At 67.8% G+C, this 14,841-nt stretch carries 14 protein-coding genes; 2 read left to right on the top strand and 12 right to left on the bottom strand.

The annotated features are described in order from the left end of the window. From ugpB to VK92_RS30165, 8 genes are all read right to left on the bottom strand, one after another. Complete coding sequence (gene ugpB / locus VK92_RS30200) at positions 1 to 1,335, bottom strand: sn-glycerol-3-phosphate ABC transporter substrate-binding protein UgpB (RefSeq protein WP_048025746.1); 1,335 nt, start codon at positions 1,333 to 1,335, stop codon at positions 1 to 3. A 90-nt stretch (positions 1,336 to 1,425) separates the two neighbouring features. After that, entirely contained in the window at positions 1,426 to 2,634 is a 1,209-nt protein-coding gene (locus VK92_RS30195) for a deoxyguanosinetriphosphate triphosphohydrolase (RefSeq protein ID WP_021162708.1), read from the bottom strand. Positions 2,635 to 2,676: 42 nt separating this feature from the next. Further along, positions 2,677 to 3,756 (bottom strand): 3-dehydroquinate synthase, encoded by a 1,080-nt coding sequence (gene aroB / locus VK92_RS30190; RefSeq protein WP_027788565.1) that lies wholly within the window; start codon positions 3,754 to 3,756, stop codon positions 2,677 to 2,679. Beyond that, a complete protein-coding gene (gene aroK / locus VK92_RS30185; RefSeq protein ID WP_034189844.1) occupies positions 3,753 to 4,307 on the bottom strand; it encodes a shikimate kinase AroK in 555 nt (184 codons plus the stop codon). Before aroK ends, aroB begins: the two co-directional genes overlap by 4 nt. Positions 4,308 to 4,347: 40 nt before the next feature. Further along, positions 4,348 to 5,991, bottom strand: coding sequence for a type IV pilus secretin PilQ (pilQ, locus tag VK92_RS30180; protein WP_048025744.1), 1,644 nt, complete (start codon positions 5,989 to 5,991; stop codon positions 4,348 to 4,350). Beyond that, the gene (locus tag VK92_RS30175) at positions 5,988 to 6,854 is read right to left on the bottom strand and encodes a hypothetical protein (protein WP_048025743.1); all 867 of its coding nucleotides are present in this window, start codon (positions 6,852 to 6,854) and stop codon (positions 5,988 to 5,990) included. Before VK92_RS30175 ends, pilQ begins: the two co-directional genes overlap by 4 nt. Beyond that, positions 6,851 to 7,459 carry a hypothetical protein gene (locus tag VK92_RS30170; RefSeq protein WP_048025742.1) on the bottom strand — a complete coding sequence of 203 codons (609 nt, stop codon included), beginning with the start codon at positions 7,457 to 7,459 and terminating at the stop codon, positions 6,851 to 6,853. Before VK92_RS30170 ends, VK92_RS30175 begins: the two co-directional genes overlap by 4 nt. Next, a complete protein-coding gene (locus VK92_RS30165; protein ID WP_048025741.1) occupies positions 7,456 to 8,376 on the bottom strand; it encodes a hypothetical protein in 921 nt (306 codons plus the stop codon). Before VK92_RS30165 ends, VK92_RS30170 begins: the two co-directional genes overlap by 4 nt. Positions 8,377 to 8,601: 225 nt before the next feature. Here VK92_RS30165 and VK92_RS30160 point away from each other — a divergent pair, with 225 nt between their 5' ends. Further along, positions 8,602 to 10,989, top strand: coding sequence for a penicillin-binding protein 1A (locus tag VK92_RS30160; RefSeq protein ID WP_042978180.1), 2,388 nt, complete (start codon positions 8,602 to 8,604; stop codon positions 10,987 to 10,989). Positions 10,990 to 11,067: 78 nt separating this feature from the next. On the opposite strand, the gene cyaY is transcribed toward VK92_RS30160, so the two are convergent. Then, positions 11,068 to 11,394, bottom strand: a complete 327-nt coding sequence (cyaY, locus tag VK92_RS30155; protein WP_021161744.1) for an iron donor protein CyaY — start codon at positions 11,392 to 11,394, stop codon at positions 11,068 to 11,070. Between the two features lie 36 nt (positions 11,395 to 11,430). Between cyaY and lptM the strand changes: the two genes are divergently transcribed. Next, on the top strand, positions 11,431 to 11,709 hold the full coding sequence (gene lptM, locus VK92_RS40880; RefSeq protein WP_021161743.1) for an LPS translocon maturation chaperone LptM: 279 nt from the start codon (positions 11,431 to 11,433) through the stop codon (positions 11,707 to 11,709). A gap of 76 nt (positions 11,710 to 11,785) precedes the next feature. On the opposite strand, the gene msrQ is transcribed toward lptM, so the two are convergent. The 3 genes from msrQ to ccsB all read right to left on the bottom strand — a co-directional run bounded on the left by msrQ (position 11,786) and on the right by ccsB (position 14,837). Continuing rightward, entirely contained in the window at positions 11,786 to 12,472 is a 687-nt protein-coding gene (gene msrQ / locus VK92_RS30145; RefSeq protein ID WP_048025738.1) for a protein-methionine-sulfoxide reductase heme-binding subunit MsrQ, read from the bottom strand. A 20-nt stretch (positions 12,473 to 12,492) separates the two neighbouring features. Then, positions 12,493 to 13,488 carry a protein-methionine-sulfoxide reductase catalytic subunit MsrP gene (gene msrP, locus VK92_RS30140; protein ID WP_027788573.1) on the bottom strand — a complete coding sequence of 332 codons (996 nt, stop codon included), beginning with the start codon at positions 13,486 to 13,488 and terminating at the stop codon, positions 12,493 to 12,495. A 158-nt stretch (positions 13,489 to 13,646) separates the two neighbouring features. Next, complete coding sequence (ccsB, locus tag VK92_RS30135; protein WP_021161740.1) at positions 13,647 to 14,837, bottom strand: c-type cytochrome biogenesis protein CcsB; 1,191 nt, start codon at positions 14,835 to 14,837, stop codon at positions 13,647 to 13,649. Between the last annotated feature and the right edge of the window lie 4 nt (positions 14,838 to 14,841).

Below are 14,841 nucleotides of genomic sequence, written 5' to 3'. Positions count from 1 at the left end.
TCAGCTGCCCGACTTCTCGAAGCGGCGCAGCAGCTCGTTGCCGCGCGAGGCCGCCGAATCGAGTGCGTCCTTCGGCGATTTCTTCTGCGCCCAGACCTGTTCGAACTCCTCGTCGACGACCGTGCGGATCTGCGGCATGTTGCCCAGGCGCAGCCCCTTCGTGTACGGCAGCGGCGGCTTGTTCAGCATCTGCTTGATCGCGGTTTCGGCGCTCGGGTTCTTCGCGTAGAAGCCCTGTTCGCGCGTCAGGTCGTATGCCGCCTTGGTGACCGGCAGGTAACCCGTGTCCTGGTGCCACTTCGCGGCGACGGCCGGCGATGCGAGAAACGCGAGGAATTTCGCGACGCCCTTGTAGGTCGCCGGATCCTTGCCCGCCAGCACCCACAGGCTCGCGCCGCCGATGATCGCGTTCTGCGGCGCGCCCTTCACGTTCGCGTCGTATGGCATCATGCCCGTGCCGAAGCTGAACTTCGCGAACTTCTGCAGGTTCGCGAGCGCGCCCGACGAGGTCGTCATGATCCCGCAGTCGCCGCTGTAGAACTTCGCCGATGCTTCGTCCTTGCGGCCCGCGTACGTGAACGTGCCGTCCTTCGCCATCTGCTGCAGGAACGACACGTGCGCGATCTGCTGCGGCTTGTTGAATTCGAGCACGGCGTCCGTACCGTCGAAGCCGTTGTTGCGGCTCGCGAACGGCAGTGCATGCCACGCGCTGTAGTTTTCGAGCTGGATCCAGCCCTGCCAGCCGGTCGTGAAGCCGCACGCCATCCCCGACTTGCGCAGTTTCTCGGCATCGTCCTTCACGTCGGCCCACGTCTTCGGCGGCTGGTTCGGATCGAGCCCGGCCTTCTTGAACGCGTCCTTGTTGTAGTACAGCACCGGCGTCGAGCTGTTGAACGGCATCGACACGAGATGGCCCGTCTTCGCGTCGCTGTAGTAGCTCGCGATGGTCGGCACGAACGCCTTTTCGTCGAGCGGCACGCCGGCCTGCCTGAACACGTCGTAGACGGGCACGACGGCCTTCTTCGCCTGCATCATCGTGGCCGTGCCGACTTCATAGACCTGGAGGATCGCCGGCGCATTGCCGCTGCGGTAGGCCGCGATGCCGGCCGCGAGCGCCTGGTCGTAGGTGCCCTTGAAGACCGGCACGATCTTGTAGTCGCTCTGCGACGCGTTGAACTGGTCGGCGATCGCGTTGACCCGCTCGCCGAGCGCGGCCTCCATCGCATGCCAGAACTGGATTTCCGTCGCGGCGAGCGCCACGTGCTGCACCCCGAACATCAGCGCGCCGCCGAGCGCGATCGAACGAACCAGTGTCCCCGCAGGCTTCTTCTTCATCGACCTCTCTCCTATGAAAACGTTACCAACAGCGTGTGCAACATTCCCATCGCCATTGAACCGGCGAAGTCTAGTGATCGTTTGTGACAGTCAGTTGTCGTTGATGACGAACAGGCGCTGATACTCCTTCAGCGCGAAGCGGTCGGTCATGCCGGCGATGTAGTGCGCGACGAGGCGCGGCTGCTGCGCGGCGTCGTCGGACTGGTACGGCGGCGGCAGCAGCCGCGGATCGTCGATGAACGCATCGAACAGCCCGGTGACGACGCGCTGCGCCTTGCTCGCCATGCGCATCACCTTGTAGTGGCGATAGAGGTTCTTGAAGAGGAAACGCTTGAGGGCGGCCGCCTGGGCAGCAACGGATTCGCTGTGCGACACGAGCGGCGGCGCCGCGCGCACGTCGTCGAGCGATGCCGGCGCGACGCGCGCGAGATTGCGCGTCGTTTCGTCGATCAGGTCGACGATCAGCGTGTTGATGATGCGGCGCACCGTCTCGTGCACGAGACGGCGGCCTTCGAGGTGCGGGAACTCGGCGAGCGCCGCCTCGTAGTGGCGCTGCCACAGCTCGACTTCCGCGAGCTGCTCGATCGTGATCAGGCCGGAACGCAGGCCGTCGTCGACGTCGTGGTTGTTGTACGCGATCTCGTCCGCGATGTTGGCAAGCTGCGCTTCGAGCGACGGCTGGCGGCCCTGCAGGAAGCGCTCGCCGAGCGCGCCGAGCTTGCGCGCATTCTCGCGCGAGCAGTGCTTCAGAATGCCCTCGCGTGTCTCGAAGCACAGGTTCAGCCCGTTGAACGCGCCGTAGTGCTCCTCGAGCTCGTCGACGACCGCCAGGCTCTGCAGGTTGTGCTCGAAGCCGCCATGCTCGCGCATGCAGGCGTTCAGCGCGTCCTGCCCGGCATGGCCGAACGGCGTATGGCCGAGATCGTGCGCGAGCGAGATCGCCTCGACGAGATCCTCGTTCAGGCGCAGGTTGCGCGCGACCGAGCGGGCGATCTGCGCGACTTCGAGGCTGTGCGTGAGACGCGTGCGGAACAGGTCGCCTTCATGATTGACGAAGACTTGCGTCTTGTATTCGAGCCGGCGAAACGCGGTCGAATGGACGATGCGGTCGCGGTCGCGCTGGAATTCGGTGCGCGCCGCCGGCGGTGTTTCCGGATGGCGGCGGCCGCGCGACTGCGACGCGTGCGCGGCATACGGAGCGAGATGGGCTTCCAGCGCCGCCAGTGTCGGCGGCTCGGCCACCGGCGCAGCGGATACGCGGCCGGCTTCGGGCAGTGTGCTGCTGGATGTCTCGCTCACGTCTCCTCCATGTCAGGGGCGCCGGGGCATCCGGGCCGCCCGTTAGCGGGTCGTCTGCGCCAGTGTAGCGAATACGGCTTCGTCCGGCGCCTGCGTGATCAACGTATCGCCGAATCGCTTAAGCAGGATGAACTTGATCGCGCCGGCCTCCGCCTTCTTGTCGACGCGCATCAGGTCCATGTAGCGCGCGTCGCCGAGCGCGGGCCCGCGGGTCGGCAGGTGTGCAGCCGCGATCACCGCATCGAGGCGCTGCCGCGACGCTTCGTCGAGCAGGCCGAGCCGCACCGACAGGTCGCCTGCCATCACCATCCCGCAGCCGACCGCCTCGCCGTGCAGCCACTCGCCGTAGCCGAGCCCGGCCTCGATCGCATGACCGAACGTGTGGCCGAAGTTCAGGATCGCGCGCAGGCCGCCTTCGCGTTCGTCGGCCGCCACCACGCTCGCCTTGATCTCGCACGAGCGCTTCACCGCGTGCGCGAGCGCAGCCGGGTCGCGACGGTTCAGCGCGTCGACGTTCGCCTCGATCCAGTCGAAAAATGCCGCATCGGCGATCGCGCCGGTCTTGATGATCTCGGCGACGCCGGCCGCCAGTTCACGGTCGGGCAACGTCGTCAGCGCGCCGATGTCCGCGATCACTGCCTGCGGCTGGTAGAACGCGCCGATCATGTTCTTGCCGAGCGGGTGGTTGATGCCCGTCTTGCCACCGACCGACGAATCGACCTGCGACAGCAGCGTCGTCGGCACCTGGATGAACGGCACGCCGCGCATGTAGCATGCGGCCGCAAAGCCCGTCATGTCGCCGATCACGCCGCCGCCGAGCGCGACGAGCGTCGTCTTGCGATCCGCGCGGTCGGTCAGCAGGCCGTCGAAGATCAGGTTCAGCGTCTCCCAGTTCTTGTACGCCTCGCCGTCCGGCAGCACGACCGTCGACACACGCTTGCCGAGCGGCGCGAGCGCCGCGCGCAGCGCGTCGCCGTAGAGCGGATCGACCGTCGTGTTCGTGACGATCGTGACGGAAGAACCCTTGATGTGAGGTGCGAACAGCTCGGCGCGGCCGATCAGGCCGGCGCCAATGTGAATCGGATAGGCGCGGTCGCCCAGGTCGACGTTGACAGTAATCATGCTTGTAGCGGCTTGGCGATGACGCCCGCCAGTTCGAGTTGCATCAACACCATGTTGACGAGACCGTTGACCGACGGACGGCCGGTCTCGATGACGAAATCCGCGCATTCGCGGTACAGCGGGTCGCGCACTTCATACAGCGCTTCGAGGCGCCCTTTCGGGTCGTCGGTCTGCAGCAGCGGGCGGTTCTTGTCCTTGCGCGTGCGCAGCCACAGGTCGTGCGGGTTCGCGCGCAGGTAGACGACGATACCGTTGCTCTTCAGGCAGTCGCGATTTTCCGGGCGCAGCACCGCGCCGCCGCCCGTCGCGAGCACGATGTTCTCGCGCTGCGTGAGATCGGCGATGACCTGCGTTTCGCGATCGCGAAACCCGGCCTCGCCCTCCAGCTCGAAGATCACCGGAATGCGCGCGCCCGTGCGGGCCTCGATTTCGTGGTCGGAGTCGAAGAACGTCCTGTCGAGACGACGCGCGACCGCACGGCCCACGGTGGTCTTACCCGCTCCCATAAGGCCGACGAAAAATACGTTTGCATGTGGGTCCCGCGCTTGCAACGGCTTCCTCTGCTTCAATCTTGCTGGTGTGTGGCGCAGCTTACTGGCAAAGCGGCTGCCTTGTCGAGCCTGCGCCGGCGGCTTCCGGCCCCGTTTTTTCGGCATCCGCGCTGCCCATGCCGCGTGCATCGCAGCGCGCATCGACGACGGTCGGCGTGATGAAGACGACCAGTTCGCTGCGCTGGTCGCGTTGCGCGCGGTGCCGGAAAAGCGCGCCCAGAAACGGTATTTTGCCCAAGAGCGGCACGCGCGTCACATCGTTCCGGTTCAGTTGCTCATAGATCCCGCCGATCGCGACCGTCCCGCCGTTCTCGACCTCGACGCGCGTCTGTACGTGCTTCGTATGAATCGCGGGGCCGGCCGCCGTCGGCTCGCCGACGCTGTCCTTCGTCACGTCCAGGTCGAGCACGACGCGCCCGTCCGGCGTGATCTGCGGCTCGACCTCGAGCTTGAGCGTCGCCCGGCGGAACTGCACGCCGCTCACGCCATTGCCCACCTTCGCCTGGTACGGCAGCTCCGAACCCTGTTCGACGATCGCCTTGACGCGATCGGCGGTCACCACGCGCGGGCTCGAAACGATCTGGCCCCGCCCCTGTGCCTCGAGCGCGCTCAGTTCGACGTCGAGCACACGGCTGAGCGGCGCCGCAAACAGCGTGAAACCGGCGGTCGCCGCTTCGAAGCCGCCGAGCGGCCGCCCAGCAAGGTCGAGCGCGTTGCGCGCGCCGGTCGTGAACGAGGCGCTTTCGCTCGCACTCTCGCCCGACGGCGGCCGCGCCTGCGCCCTCAGCGCGACACGTGCGCCCAGATTGCGCGAAAAGCCTTGCTCGCCCTCGACGATGCGGGCCTCGATCCGGACCTGCCGCGACGGCCGGTCGATCGCCTCGATCAGGCTCGCGACCTGGTCGAGGCGCGGCGCGAGATCGGTGACGAACAGCAGGTTCGTCCGCGGATCCGCCGCCGCGGCGCCGCGCTTCGACAGCAGGCGCTGGCCGGTCGCGCCGGCCAGCAGCCGTTGCACGTCCTGCGCGCGTGGGTAGCGCAGCGCGAACGTCCGGCTCGCAAGCGGCTCCAGATCCGCCGCCCGCGCGTGCATTTCGAAGCGCTCGCGTTCGCGCGCCGCCAGCTCGGCCGCCGGCGTGACCCATATCACGTTACCCCGCCGCGACATCGCGAGCCCGTGCGTGTCGAGCAGCGTGTCGAAGGCGTCGCGCCAGCGGACATTGTTCAGACGTAACGTGACGGTGCCGCGCACCTGCTCGCCGACGACGATATTGAGCCCGGTGAACCGCGCGAACGCGTCGAACGCGGCCGCAAGCCCCGCTCCCTGCAGATTCAGCGAAATCCGCCGTGCGTCGTCCGCATCGCCCGGTTGCCGCGCCGCGGCGTCGCCCATCCGGGCCGGCGGCGCCAACGGGATCGGCGGCCCCTCCAGCCCGGGCGCCGGGGCGGCGGCCTCCGCTTGAAGCGCCGTGCGAGCCGCCTGGTCGAACGGCGGCGGGCCGGCCTCCGCGGATGCGGGGCCCTCCGCCCCGTCCACCGCGCGTTGGGGCAACGGCAGGCCCGGCACCGGCATCTCCGTCGATGCTGCAGGCCAGACGGCCGGCAGCGGCGGCAACGAGGCGCTTGCACCGGCCGCCGTCAATCCGGCCCAGACGGCGAGCGCCCGACATCCCTGCTTCATCATGGGCGCCTCCCGTCGTCCAGGGCGACTCGGTACGCGCCATCCGCCGTCGCGAGCGTCACGGCGACGGGATCGACTCGCACCACCCGCGCGGCCCCGAGGGCTTCGCCGGGCACCAAGGCCGCGAATGCGCCGTCACCGTCGTCGAACAACGCGAGACCGGCACGCCTGTCGCGAATCGTGCCGGCGAGGCGGGCAGCCGCCCCCTCCGTTTCAGGCGAGCCGGCCTCGCCGAACGGATCGGCGCCGGGCGCGTCGGCCAGAACCGGCGTCTCCCCGCCCTTGGACGTCGTCGCCGGTAACCCCGGAAACACGTCGACCGCCATTTCCACACGCACGGCCTCCCTTCCTCGTTCGACACGCAGCGTGGTCGGCACCGCCAGCACCGGGAAACGCGCCAGCCATCCGACCATCTGCAGCAACGCGCGAAACCCGCCGTCCGCGACGATGCGCACCGAGCGCTGCCCTTCCGGCACTGCCCCCTCGGCGCGCAGCGGTTCGATCGATACGCCGCGCAGCCCGCTCGACGCGGCGCGATCGGCCAGCTCCAGCATCAAAGCGGCCCATTCCGGCTCACGCGACGAGCGATCGCCGTCGGCCGCCGCCGGATGCGCGTCGTGTTGCCGTGCAGCGGCCACGAGAACACGCTGCGCGTCGGCCTCTTGCTTCTGCGCCGCCGCCAGCAACGCGCGGCTGTGCGCGAGCCCGCTCCAGTCCGCGGCATTCGCCAGATGAATGCCGCCCGTCAGCACGGCCGCGAACGCGAGCACGCAGCCTGCGACATGCGCAGTCGCCGGCGACACGCGCCGCACGCCGCTCCGCCATCCGCCGCGATGCGGTGCGGGCCGATGCGCGAGCGCCGTCATGCGCCGCCTCCCGATGCTTTCCGGGACGGCATCGCGTCGTGCCAGCGCAACTGGACCGAAAACCGGAACGGCATCCCGCCGGCGGCGACCGGTGCATCCGGGGCTGGCTTCAACGCATCGATATCGATCCGCCAGCCACGCTGCTCGCGCGCCATCCCCGCGAGCCATCGCGCGGCCGCCCGGTAGCTCACGGCGCGGACATCGAGCACGGCACCCGCCGACGTCGTGCGCAGCGCATCGAGCCGAACCGTGCCGGCGTGCACCTGCGCCAGCGTCGCCAGCAGCCCCGCGACGTGCCGGTAAGGTGCGGCACGCGCGGCCGCCTGCGCGTCACGCTGCGCGACGACGGCCGCCGCATTGGCGGCGCGCGTCGCGGCACCCACCTGTGGCTGCAACTGCCGCAGCCGCGCCTCCACGATTGCGCGCTCCGCATCCACACGCCACCGCGCCCCGCTGGCGGCGCCCGTCCACAGGCCGGCGCCGAGTACGCCGAGCAGAATCGCCGTACCGCACTGCGCGGCCCGACGACGTCGCAACGCCCGCGCCAGCCGCTCACGGTACGGCAACAGGTTGAAGCCGCCCGGCTCCGCACGGAGGGCCGTCATTCCCACACTCCGCGCAATGCCAGCCCGAATGCAACAGCCAACGCCGGGCCGCCCGGCATGCCGGTGGACAGGCACGATTGCGCGCTCCAGCCCGTGCAGTCGAACGGCACCGCAACCGCGCCGACCACGTCGCCGATCTCGGCGACGGACGTATCGAAGCGGGCGATACAGCGCTCGTCCCCGGCCACGAGGACACAGCACACGGCCCCGAGCGCGCGCCGGCGCAATGCATCGGAAAACGCCCCCGGCGCCGCGCCGGACAGCGTCAGCACCGGTACGGCCGACGAACCGTCGATTCGCCAGCCTCGCACGCCCGAGTCATGGAACCAGAGCGCCGCGCAGGGGCCCGCCTGCGCGTCGAGTTCGCATTGCGCCGCATAGCGCAACGCACGCAGCGCCGCGGCCGACTCGCCGTCGACCACCGTCAGATCGACACCGGCCTGCGCGGCCACATCGACCCGCCGTTCGAGCAGCGCCAGCGAGGCCACGGCAACCTCGATCTCCCCCGCTCCGCCGTCCTGCCGCCAGTCGAACGCGAGACTGTCCGGCGCGAGCCCCGAAATGCGTTCGGCCGCCTGCCGCGCGGCGTCCTCGATGTCGTCCCGCCCGGCCAGGTCCAGCATCGCGGTGCGCATCTCGTCATCGTGCAACGCCATCACGCCGCGCGCGCTACACCGCACGTCGGCCGCCGACAGTCTCGACACGGCCGCGGCCAGCGCCCGCGCAACCGCCGCCCAACGCGCATCCTCCGGCCCGCCCGCCAACCCGACCGGCTCCCGCTCCAGCCCCTCGACGCACACCTCGGCGCCCCGGCCACGCCGGCTCAACACGACCACCCTCACCTCGTCCGCACCGACGTCGATTCCCGTCGACCGGTGCCCACCCTGCGCAAACCGCGCCCGCCATCTTCCCGCCATCCCAGCCTCCCGAGCTCGTCGCGGCCCACGCCGCGTTTCCGAGACTGATTCTGCAAAACGGCGCGTCGGGCCGACAGTCGGCCTAACGGCCAGCATCCGCTCGCGACGGCCGCGCGCGGGCTATGCTGGAAGTGCGCCGGCCCGCGGCTTCAGGGCGGGCGGCCCCCGCGTCAGGACCGGTCTTACCGGGCAGCTATAATCGCGGGACTGTTTTCCGGTATGCCTATGCAATCCACGACTCCTACGTCCCCGCCTCCCGCCCCGGAGCCGAAGAAGCGGCCCTGGTGGCAAAAAGTCCTGCTCGGATTCGCCACGATGTGCGTGGCGCTCGTCGTGGCCGGCGGCCTCGTGCTCGGCTACGCGCTCGTCGTCGCGTGGCCGAACATGCCGTCGCTCGACGCGCTGACCGACTATCGCCCGAAGGTGCCGCTGCGCATCTATACGTCCGATCACGTGCTGATCGGCGAATTCGGCGAAGAGCGCCGCGACGTCGTCCATTTCAAGGACGTGCCCGATTCGCTGAAGAAGGCGATCCTCGCGATCGAGGACGCGCGGTTCTACGATCACGGCGGTGTCGACCTCACCGGCATCGTGCGCGCCGGCTTCGTCGCGCTGACGAACGGCCATGCGTCGCAGGGGGCGAGCACGATCACGATGCAGGTTGCGCGCAACTTCTTCCTGTCGAGCGAGAAGACCTACACGCGCAAGATCTACGAGATGCTGCTCGCGTACCGGATCGAACGTGCGCTGACGAAGGATCAGATTCTCGAGGTCTACATGAATCAGATCTATCTCGGCCAGCGCGCATACGGCTTCGCGAGCGCCGCGCGGGTCTACTTCGGCAAGGACCTGAAGGACATCACGCTCGCCGAAGCGGCGATGCTCGCGGGGCTGCCGAAGGCGCCGTCCGCGTACAACCCGGTCGTGAACCCGAAGCGCGCGAAGGTGCGCCAGGAATACATCCTGCAACGGATGCTCGAGCTGAATTTCATCTCGCGCGAGCAGTACGACGAGGCCGTCGCACAGCCGCTCGTCGTCAAGGGGCCGGGCCGCGATTTCAGCGTGCACGCCGAGTACGTCGCGGAAATGGTCCGACAAATGATGTACGCGCAATACCACGAGGAAACCTACACGCGCGGCTTCAACGTCGTCACGACGATCGACTCCGCGGATCAGCAGGTCGCCTATACCGCGCTGCGCAAGGGCATCATGGATTACGAACGCCGGCACGGCTATCGGGGGCCGGAAGGCTTCATCGAGCTGCCGGCCGGCGCCGACGACCGCGAACAGGCGATCGACGATGCGCTGCTCGAACACCCCGACAACGGCGAACTGATTGCAGCGGTCGTCACGGCCGCAAACCCGCGCCAGATCACGGTCGCGTTCATCGACGGCAGCAACGCGACGATCGAAGGCGACAACCTGCGCTTCGCGTCGGGCGCGCTGTCGGCCAATGCGCAGCCGAATCGCCGCATCCGCCCGGGTGCGATCGTCCGCGTCGTGAAGAACGACGCCGGCAAATGGTCGATCACGCAGTTGCCGCAGGTCGAGGGGGCGTTCCTGTCGATCGTCCCGCAGGACGGCGCGATCCGCTCGCTCGTCGGCGGCTTCGACTACAACAAGAACAAGTTCAACCACGTCACGCAGGCATGGCGGCAGCCGGGTTCGTCGTTCAAGCCGTTCATCTATTCGGCGTCGCTCGACAAGGGCCTCGGGCCGGCGACGGTGATCAACGACGGTCCGCTGTATTTCAGCGCGGCCGAAACGGGCGGCCAGCCGTGGGAGCCGAAGAACTACGGCGGCGGCTTCGAAGGCCCGATGTCGATGCGCACGGCGCTGCAACGTTCGCGCAACCTCGTGTCGATCCGGATCCTGAACCACATCGGCACGAAGTACGCGCAGCAGTACATCACGCGCTTCGGCTTCGACGCGGAACGCCATCCGGCGTACCTGCCGATGGCACTCGGCGCGGGCCAGGTCACGCCGCTGCAGATGGCGGGCGCGTATTCGGTATTCGCGAACGGCGGCTACCGCGTCAATCCGTACCTGATCGCCGAAGTCACCGATCCGAGCGGCGCGATCGTCGTGCGCGCGCAGCCGCTCGTCGCCGAACAGAATGCGCCGCGCGCCATCGACGCGCGTAACGCGTACGTGATGAACAGCCTGCTGCAGAGCGTCGCGCAACGCGGCACGGGTGCACGGACCAACGTGCTGAAGCGCACCGACCTCGCGGGCAAGACCGGCACGACGAACGACTCGCACGACGCGTGGTTCGCCGGCTACCAGCACACGCTCGCCGCGATCGCGTGGATCGGCTACGACAATCCGCGCAGCCTCGGCGATCGCGAAACGGGCGGCGGCCTGTCGCTGCCCGTCTGGATCGACTACATGGGTGCCGCGCTGAAGGGCGTGCCCGAGTTCAAGCCGACGATGCCGGACGGCGTCGAATCGCTCGGCGGCGAGCTGTACTTCACCGAGTTCGCACCGGGTCACGGCTTCGTGTCGACGGTCGGCGTGCCGCAGGCACCGGCCGCGCAAAACGTCGATGCGACCGTGCCGCACGTCGACGAGCAGGAAAAGCAGGACATCATGAACCTGTTCCAGGCGCACTGACCGTCGGCCCGGACATGAAAAAAGCGCCCCGCGGGGCGCTTTTTTCGTTGGGTCACGCGTCGGGGCGGGCCCCGATCGTCATGCGCTGAACGTGATCGGCAGGCCGGCCTGCTGCGTCGCGTATTCGGTGAGCGCCGAGAAGAACTCGGTGCCCGTGCGCGTATCGCGCCACGCGCCGTCGATGAAACGGTAGTGGAATCCGCCCGCCTTCGCAGCGATCCACACTTCCTTCATCGGCGGCTGCAGGTTGACGATGATCTTCGAGCCGTTCTCGAACGTCAGCGTCAGGACGCTGCCGTTGCGCTCCAGATCGATGTCGTGATCGCCGTCGTTGGCGTCGTCGACGGTACGCTCGACGGCCGCCAGCACGGCCTCGGCACGGGTCAGGTATTCGGTATCGGACATGCTAAACTCTATCGGTTCAATTGTTCAGGGACGATCATGCGAGTCGTTTTCCGGATGAGCGCGATTGTAGCGGCTTTGGCGATTCTTGCCGGCTGCGGTCAAAGCGGCGCGCTCTATCTGCCCACCGTGCCTCCGCTGCCCAAGCCACTCCAGCAGCAGGACACACCGCCGTCGGACGTGAAGCCGACCGATGAAAACGCGTCGTCCGACAGTGTGCCCGATTCGTCCGGCACGCCGCTCATGCTGTCGCCCGAATTGTCGAGCGGGGCATCTGCCACGGCTGCACCGGCATCGAGCCCGGCTGTCGCGAAGTAACGACGCGCCGCCTGCGCAGGCTCGCGAAACGAGGCGATGACTTCCCGGTCATCGCCTTTTGTTTTTGGCTGCGCCATCACGCGCGCACGCGCCGCCATCCCCATGCAACCAGCCGCCAGCCGAGCAGCGCGACGACGATCGCCGCATACAGCTTCGGCTGCGCGAGATCGTGCTTGCCGGCCCTCATCCACCAGAAGTGCAGCACACCGAACAGCGCGATCGCGTAGATCGCGCTGTGCAGCGTCGCCCAGTGGCGGCCGAGCCGACGCACCATCGCGCGCGGCGACGTTGCCGCGAGCGGAATCAGGAGCACGAACGCGGCGAAACCGACCGTGATGAACGGGCGCTTGCCGACGTCCTTCAGGATCGCGACGACGTCGAACCACTTGTCGAACCACAGGTAAGTCGTGAAGTGCAGCGTCGCGTAGAAGAACGCGAACAGCCCGATCATCCGGCGAAAGCGCAGCAGCGTGGCGAACCCCGTCATGCGCCGAAGCGGCGTGACGGCGAGCGTGACGCACAGCATCACGAGCGTCCAGAGGCCCGTCGAGCGCGTGATGAACTCGATCGGATTCGCGCCGAGCCTGTCGGTCAGCCCGAACAGCACGAGACGCGTGAGCGGATAAAGGCCCGCCGCGAATACCAGCACCTTGGCCGGTGGGAGCCAGCGCGGCGCGGCAGGGCGAGTCGCACCGGCCCGCACGGCACGTGCAGCCGGGCCGGCGCCCGCTGCACGCGCGGGCGTCAGCCTCGAAGGAGGCATGTCGTTTCTCACCTTCGCCCTCAGAAATTCTTCTTCAGGTCCATGCCCTGATACATCGACGCGACCAGGTCGCCGTAGCCGTTGAACATCAGCGTCTTGCGCTTCGGCGTGAAAAAGCCGTCCTCGCCGATGCGCCGCTCGGTCGCCTGGCTCCAGCGCGGATGATCGACGTTCGGGTTCACGTTCGAATAAAAGCCGTACTCGTTCGACGCATACGTGTTCCAGCTCGTCTTCGGCTGCTTGTCGACGAAGCGAATCTTCACGAGCGACTTCGCGCTCTTGAAGCCGTACTTCCACGGCACGACGATACGCACCGGCGCGCCGTTCTGGTTCGGCAGCACCTGTCCGTAGACGCCCATCGTCAGCAGCGTCAGCGGATTCATCGCTTCGTCCATCCGCAGCCCTTCCGAGTACGGCCAGTCGAGCACGGGTGTCGACAGGCCGGGCATCTGCGACGGGTCGGCCAGCGTGATGAACTGCACGTATTTCGCATTGCCGGTCGGCTGCACCCGCTTGATCAGCTCGGACAGCGGCACGCCGATCCACGGGATCACCATCGACCATCCCTCGACGCAGCGCAACCGGTACACGCGCTCCTCGAGCGGCGCGAGCTTCAGCAGTTCGTCGAGATCGAACACCTTCGGATGCAGCACCTCGCCCTCGACGCTCACGCGCCACGGGCGCGGCCGCAGCGTGCCCGCATTCTGCGCGGGGTCGCTCTTGTCGGTGCCGAATTCGTAGAAGTTGTTGTAGGACGTGATGTCCTTGAACGGCGTCACCTTGTCGGCCGCGACGAACTTCGGGTTCGTTTTCGCCGCGAGCTTCGCCGCCCGCGCGTCGGGCGACGCATAGGCGGCAAATGCCGCGCCGCTGCCGCCGAGCAGCCCGCCCGCCGCCGCGAGGCCGGCCGCCTGCAACACGCGCCGCCGGTTCTCGAAGACCGCGCGCGGCGTGATTTCGCCGGGCGCGATATCGCCACCGGTCAGTACGTTCAGCAAAGGGCGTTTGATCCACATCGTGCTGCTCCTCCTGCCTGCGCCACGCGCAGCTTCATGGGCGTTCGACCGGCCTCATCTTGCGCCGTTCGATGGCCGGACCGCCCGTCCGTTACAAAAGAAAACCGCCGGGCACGCAGTGCACCGGCGGTCTCATAGTCGGACGAGCAGCGGGAATCTTACAGCTTGCCGTAGCTGTGCAGCCCGGACAGGAACATGTTGACGCCGAGGAACGCGAAGGTCGTCACGAGCAGGCCCGTCAGCGCCCACCACGCGGCCACCGTCCCGCGCAGGCCCTTCATCAGGCGCATGTGCAGCCACGCCGCATAGTTGAGCCACACGATCAGCGCCCAGGTTTCCTTCGGGTCCCAGCTCCAGTAGCCGCCCCATGCCTCGGCCGCCCACAGCGCGCCGAGGATCGTCGCGATCGTGAAGAACGCGAAACCGACCGCGATCGACTTGTACATCACGTCGTCGAGCACGTCGAGCGTCGGCAGGCGATCGGCGAGCACGCCGCGCTCCTTCATCAGGTACGCGACCGACACCATCGCCGACAGCGCGAAGCTACCGTAGCCGATGAAGTTCGCCGGCACGTGGATCTTCATCCACCAGCTCTGCAGCGCCGGCACGAGCGGCTGGATCTGCTGCGCATCGCGCGCGACCGAATACCACATCAGGAAGCCCACCGCCGCGCTGATCACCAGCAGCACGAACGCGCCGAGCGAACGCGTCCCGTAGTGGCCTTCGTAATACAGATAGAGCAGTGCGGTGATCAGGCTGAACAGCACGAACACTTCATAGAGGTTCGACACCGGAATGTGCCCGACATCCGCACCGATCAGGTAGGACTCGTACCAGCGCACCATCAGGCCGGTGAAGCCCATCAGCACGGCAACCCACGTGAGCTTCTGGCCGATCGCGGAGCCCGATTCCGAACGCGCGAGCAGGCCGATCCAGTAGAAGATCGTCGCGAGCACGAACAGCGCGCTCATCCACAGGATGGCCGACTGGCTCGACAGGAAGTACTTGAGGAGGAACGCCGAATCGGCGCGCGCGAGATCGCCCTGGTAGATCTGGATCGACAGCAGCGCCAGCACGGCGATCGACGCCATCATCAGCCGCGCGGGCTTCCAGCGCCAGCCGAGCGCGATGAGCGCCGGCACGGTGCCGATCATCACCGCCTTGTCGTAGTAATCCATGTGCGCGTTGTAGTGCACGAGCGCATAGCCCGCGCCCACCACGAGCGCCAGTGCGAACAGCCAGTCGAGCAACGACAGGCGCGCGAGGAACGGACGATCGTCGAACAGCGGTGCCGTGACCGGCGCCTGGGCCGACGCCCGATGGGAAGAGGAAACTTGCGTGAGATCCATGATG

The organism is Burkholderia sp. LK4, assembly GCF_001043615.1.
GTDB classification, from domain to species: Bacteria; Pseudomonadota; Gammaproteobacteria; order Burkholderiales; family Burkholderiaceae; genus Burkholderia; species Burkholderia cepacia.
Note: the sequence above shows the minus strand (reverse complement) of the source record. Positions and strands in the feature narration are given on the sequence as shown.

Bases quoted from the DNA above. Each gene is read 5' to 3' on its own strand.
- ugpB (WP_048025746.1), bottom strand. From the start codon at position 1,335: ATGAAGAAGAAGCCTGCGGGGACACTGGTTCGTTCGATCGCGCTCGGC.
- aroB (WP_027788565.1), bottom strand. From the start codon at position 3,756: ATGATTACTGTCAACGTCGACCTGGGCGACCGCGCCTATCCGATTCAC.
- pilQ (WP_048025744.1), bottom strand. From the start codon at position 5,991: ATGATGAAGCAGGGATGTCGGGCGCTCGCCGTCTGGGCCGGATTGACG.
- VK92_RS30175 (WP_048025743.1), bottom strand. From the start codon at position 6,854: ATGACGGCGCTCGCGCATCGGCCCGCACCGCATCGCGGCGGATGGCGG.
- VK92_RS30170 (WP_048025742.1), bottom strand. From the start codon at position 7,459: ATGACGGCCCTCCGTGCGGAGCCGGGCGGCTTCAACCTGTTGCCGTAC.
- VK92_RS30165 (WP_048025741.1), bottom strand. From the start codon at position 8,376: ATGGCGGGAAGATGGCGGGCGCGGTTTGCGCAGGGTGGGCACCGGTCG.
- VK92_RS30160 (WP_042978180.1), top strand. From the start codon at position 8,602: ATGCAATCCACGACTCCTACGTCCCCGCCTCCCGCCCCGGAGCCGAAG.
- cyaY (WP_021161744.1), bottom strand. From the start codon at position 11,394: ATGTCCGATACCGAATACCTGACCCGTGCCGAGGCCGTGCTGGCGGCC.
- lptM (WP_021161743.1), top strand. From the start codon at position 11,431: ATGCGAGTCGTTTTCCGGATGAGCGCGATTGTAGCGGCTTTGGCGATT.
- msrQ (WP_048025738.1), bottom strand. From the start codon at position 12,472: ATGCCTCCTTCGAGGCTGACGCCCGCGCGTGCAGCGGGCGCCGGCCCG.
- msrP (WP_027788573.1), bottom strand. From the start codon at position 13,488: ATGTGGATCAAACGCCCTTTGCTGAACGTACTGACCGGTGGCGATATC.
- ccsB (WP_021161740.1), bottom strand. From the start codon at position 14,837: ATGGATCTCACGCAAGTTTCCTCTTCCCATCGGGCGTCGGCCCAGGCG.